The sequence below is a fragment of the Synechococcus sp. B60.1 genome, assembly GCF_047462555.1.
Lineage (GTDB): Bacteria > Cyanobacteriota > Cyanobacteriia > Thermostichales > Thermostichaceae > Thermostichus.
The window spans coordinates 1-4,431 of the sequence record NZ_JANSJN010000012.1; the positions used below are offsets into that span (position 1 = coordinate 1).

Here is a 4,431-nt window from a genome sequence, read left to right on the forward strand (position 1 = left end):
GGCAGCCCCCAGATAGGAGGCCCGACCCGGCGTTTGCGTAAAACGAGGTTCTGAACTATTGCAGTCCCAGCCACTGGGCAAGAGTGGTGGCGAAAACACTGTGGCCCACCAGTGCCTCTGTGGCAACGCTGATCACCAAACCCACCATGGCCAGGCGGCCATTCCAACGCTCCGCTTGCTCCGTCCAGCCCGGGATCCAGTCGTTGGTGGTGTCGTAGTATTGGGCCACAGAAGCGGAGTCGAGGCGAGAAGGGATCCTAGGAGAGGATTGCATAGGTGATGCCTTGTAACTGTATGTAAACAAACTTAACATCAAATTACAGTCCGTGACAACTCTCTTCTGCCGGCAAGGGAGAGTTTTCGGGGCGGCTGGCCAGAGCAATGCCATACTGAGGGAGGTAGGCTTCTGCGCAGACTATGGCGGTATCCCCTCTTTCTTCTCCCAAGCTGGAACAGGCTTTTGACACCGCTGCCGACCTAGCTGCCCAGGTGCGGTTGGATTTTCCAATCCTGCAGCGCCAGATCAACGGCCAGCCGCTCATCTACTTTGACAACGCGGCCACTTCTCAGAAGCCGCTGGCGGTTTTGCAGGCAATGGATCACTACTACCGCCACAGCAACGCCAACGTACACCGGGGGGTGCATACCCTGGGCAACGAAGCTACGGAGGCCTACGAGGGGGCGCGGGAGAAGATTGCCCGCTTTGTCCATGCGCCTTCCCCGCAGGAGCTCATCTACACCCGCAACGCCAGTGAGGCCATTAACTTGGTGGCCTACAGTTGGGGCATGAGCACCTTAGAGCGGGGGGATGAGATTATCCTGTCGGTGATGGAGCACCACAGCAATTTGATCCCCTGGCAATTCGTGGCTCAGAAGACGGGGGCCTGCCTCAAGTTCATCCGCATCACGGCCGAGGGTGAGTTGGATCTGGAGCACTACCGCTCTTTACTCGGCAATCGCACCCGGCTGGTGGCGGTGACCCACGTCTCCAACATGCTGGGATCCATTAGCCCTGTTCAGGAGGTGATTGAGCTAGCCCATCACTATGGGGCTAAGGTGCTTCTGGATGCCTGTCAAAGTGTGCCCCACATGCCAGTGGATGTGCAGGCCCTGGATTGCGATTGGCTGGCCTTTTCTGGCCATAAGATGTGCGGTCCCACAGGCATTGGGGTGCTCTACGGCAAACGGGAGCTGCTGCGGGCCATGCCGCCCTTTTTGGGTGGGGGCGAGATGATTGCCGAGGTGGACTGGGATCACGCCACCTATGCCGATATCCCCCACAAGTTTGAGGCAGGCACACCGGCCATTGCCCAAGCGGTGGGTTTGGGGGCAGCCGTCGACTACTTAAGCCAGATTGGGCTAGAGCGCGTGCATGCCCATGAGCAAAAGCTAACCGCTCGCCTTCTGGAAGGGATCCAGCGCCTTCCAGGCATTACAGTCTATGGTCCCAAGGATCCGGCGCGCCGGGCAGGGCTGGTCAGCTTTGCGGTGGAGGGCATTCACCCCCACGATCTATCCACGCTGCTGGATGAGCAGGGGATTGCCATCCGGGCTGGCCACCACTGCACCCAGCCGCTACACCGCCACTTGCAGGTGCAGTCGACAGCCCGGGCCAGCGTTTACCTCTACAACACCCTGGCCGAGGTGGATCGCTTCCTGGAGGTGCTGGCAGAGGCGGTGGCGTTTTTTAGAGAGGCCTTGGGGTAAAGTTGGGGGGTGTCCATCGCCGAGGAAGTTGATGCTGAGCTCACATCGCCCAGCTGAGCCGGAAAGCGGGGGGAGCTCCCCAATGCCCTACCGCCGCTTTGGGCGCACGCAGCAGCTCATGTCGGCTTTTTCTTTGGGCAGTATGCGCCTGGTCAACGTGCCACCAGAACAGGCCCAGGCCACGGTGGCAGCGGCGCTAGAAGCAGGGATCAACCACCTGGAAACGGCGCAGGCCTACGGCCAGGCCGAGGTGCTTTTGGGGGAAATCTTGCAGAGTCTGGCGGTGCCACGGCAGCGCTTGATCCTAACCACCAAGCTCACGCCTGGCGAGAGGCTGCGGGAACGGCTGGAGGGATCCCTGCAGCGGCTGCGGGTGGAGTACTTGGATCAGCTTGCCTTCCACGGCATCAACCTACCCGAACACCTGGAGTGGGTACTGCAGAAGGGCTTGCCGCTCCTTAGGCAGGCGCAGCAGGAGGGCCTGGTGCGCTACATCGGCTTTTCCACCCATGGATCCCTGGAGCTAATCCTGCAGGCCATCCAGACAGGCCATTTTGACTTTGTGAATTTGCACTACCACTTTTTCCAGCAGCGCAATGCCGCGGCCCTGGAGGCGGCAGCCCAGCAGGATATGGGGGTGTTCATCATCTCCCCCGCCGACAAGGGGGGGATGCTCTACCGCCCGCCCCAGCGCCTGCAGGAGAGCTGTGCGCCCTTTAGCCCCTTGGAGTTTGCCTACCGCTTTTTGCTGGCGGATCCCCGTATCCATACCCTTAGTCTGGGCGTTACCCATCCCAGCGAGCTGCAGACAGCCCTGGCAGCCCTGCGGGATCCCGAGCGTTGGTGGACAGAGGGCCTGCAGGTGCAGGAGCGGCTGCGCCAAGCAGAGCAAGAACGCCTGGGATCCAGTCGCTGTAGCCAGTGCTATGCCTGCTTGCCCTGCCCAGAAGGGATCCACATCCCAGAGGTGCTGCGGCTGCGCAACTTGGCCCTTGCCCATGAGATGACCGAGTTTGCCCAGTACCGCTACAACATGTTTGGCCAGGCGGGGCACTGGTTTCCAGGAGTGCCTGCCGACCGCTGCAGCGAGTGCGGCGACTGTCTGCCCCGCTGTCCGGAGCACCTGCCGATCCCAGAGTTGTTGGCGGAAACTCACCGCCTTTTGCACCGCTCTCCCATCCGGCGGCTGTGGGAGTGAGAGAGGGGAGTTCAAGACTCTAGCGCCGTTTGCCGCGCAGGGTTTTGGCGCGGTTGTGTACCTGTCTCACGAACAAGGGCAGTAGCTGTTCCTGAATGTAGGCAAAGGCTGCCGGGAGGCCTTCTCTTTCGTAGATGAGGCCGATTTCTGCTTCCACCTGGGTGGGATCCCGGAGAGCCGACAAAAATTGGTTGGAAGTGAGCCAGGTGAAGAGTTCGGCGCGGCTAAGATCGCAGCCGGGAGGGGAAGGCACCTGCCAGTCGGGCGGTGGGCCGAGCAACCACTGGCGGGCAAATAGGCTCAGCACTGCATCTCCCAGCCACGCCTTGTCCCGCCGAGATCCCTCGTCCAACTGGGTCACCTGCTGTCTGATGGTCGAAGAAAATTGGGATCCGGGCACCATGGGAGCTTGGCAGCACTTAGGAGGAGCGGCAAGGGCAGCAGAGCTTCCCTGTCTCATTCTAAGATGGGGTCTGGCCCACCCTCAGCAGGTAAAGGGGTGGAGTTGGATGTTTTGAGGATCCCAGGGCATGTTGTTGGAGCTCACCCCAGAAGAGTGCGAGTCGGTGATCCCGCTGGTGCCTACGCGGCTCCAGTACGCAGCTTACTGGAGCGATGCCCTCAACAGCGTAGGCCGGATCATTACAGCCATTTTGGTGGGCGTAGCGCTGCTGGTGCTGTCTCGCGCTTTTGGCGAGGGATCCTTCCTGGGGGCGGTCTCCTTTCTGGCGGGGTTTCTCTCGTTGCTCTATCCCTTTCTGTGGGGGCCGCTGTACACCATCTCCCGCCGGCAGCTAGCCTTTCGCGAGATCCCGTACGGAGGACTGTTTTTTGGGCAGGTGTTGAGCACCCGCCGCTATGAGGTGGTGGTGGAAGAGCGGGAAAAGGTGGGTGAAGACGGGCAACTCTATATCGAAGAAGTGCGCGAGCGCCAGTTTGAGATGGAAATTGGCGATGAAACAGGAGTCCTCTACCGAGTGCGGGCCAGGGACGATCCCCGCTACCGGCGAATTGTTAAAAAGCAATCGGTGCTGGCGCTGGTGAAGGCCTATTCGCGCGATCTGCGGCGCCGGCCGACCTTGAGCGAAGTCTACGTGGTCAAGCTAGGGGAGTGGGTGGGAGATGTTTCCTATCTGGATCGGGAGGCGTTTTTGGAGTTGGCCGACGAGCTGCTGGCGCTCGAGCTAGGACCAGAGGTGAAGGCATAGAAACCTTATGTCAGAGGCTGGAATCACCCGCGCAGCTTGGATCGTGGCGGCCTTGGTGGTGTCGGCAGCCCTGGGGCCGCGGTTGGCTCTACCTTTGTCTGGGATGGTGGGCTTGGTGATTGTCGAACAAGTGGCCTTTGGGGGGCGGCTCTCAGGGTTGCTGGGCGCGCTGCTGGATTGGGCTTCTCCAGCCTATCGGCAGCGGGTCATCCGCCACGAGGCAGGACACCTTTTGGTGGCCCACCTGCTAGGGATCCCCTTGCGCGGCTACGTGCTGGGCCCCTGGCAGGCTTTCCGACACGGGATCCCCGGCTACGG

5 protein-coding genes and 1 pseudogene are annotated in these 4,431 nt (G+C 61.0%); 4 read left to right on the forward strand and 2 right to left on the reverse strand.

Going from position 1 to position 4,431, the window contains the following annotated elements; translation table 11 throughout:
* Window positions 1-55: 55 nt before the first annotated feature.
* A complete protein-coding gene (locus NW863_RS02440; RefSeq protein WP_414364163.1) occupies window positions 56-274 on the reverse strand; it encodes a hypothetical protein in 219 nt (72 codons plus the stop codon).
* A gap of 143 nt (window positions 275-417) precedes the next feature.
* Here NW863_RS02440 and NW863_RS02445 point away from each other — a divergent pair, with 143 nt between their 5' ends.
* Window positions 418-1,707, forward strand: a complete 1,290-nt coding sequence (locus tag NW863_RS02445) for a cysteine desulfurase (RefSeq protein WP_414364164.1) — start codon at window positions 418-420, stop codon at window positions 1,705-1,707.
* 82 nt (window positions 1,708-1,789) lie between these two features.
* Window positions 1,790-2,905 (forward strand): aldo/keto reductase, encoded by a 1,116-nt coding sequence (locus NW863_RS02450; protein ID WP_414364165.1) that lies wholly within the window; start codon window positions 1,790-1,792, stop codon window positions 2,903-2,905.
* 19 nt (window positions 2,906-2,924) lie between these two features.
* Here the strand turns inward: NW863_RS02450 and NW863_RS02455 are convergent, their stop codons facing one another.
* Window positions 2,925-3,308: a hypothetical protein gene (locus tag NW863_RS02455; RefSeq protein ID WP_414364166.1), complete on the reverse strand. Its 384-nt coding sequence runs from the start codon at window positions 3,306-3,308 to the stop codon at window positions 2,925-2,927.
* Window positions 3,309-3,435: 127 nt separating this feature from the next.
* On the opposite strand from NW863_RS02455, the gene NW863_RS02460 reads away from it, so the two are divergent.
* Window positions 3,436-4,113: a hypothetical protein gene (locus NW863_RS02460; protein WP_414364167.1), complete on the forward strand. Its 678-nt coding sequence runs from the start codon at window positions 3,436-3,438 to the stop codon at window positions 4,111-4,113.
* 7 nt (window positions 4,114-4,120) lie between these two features.
* Window positions 4,121-4,431, forward strand: a pseudogene (locus NW863_RS02465) (hypothetical protein); the annotation flags it as partial.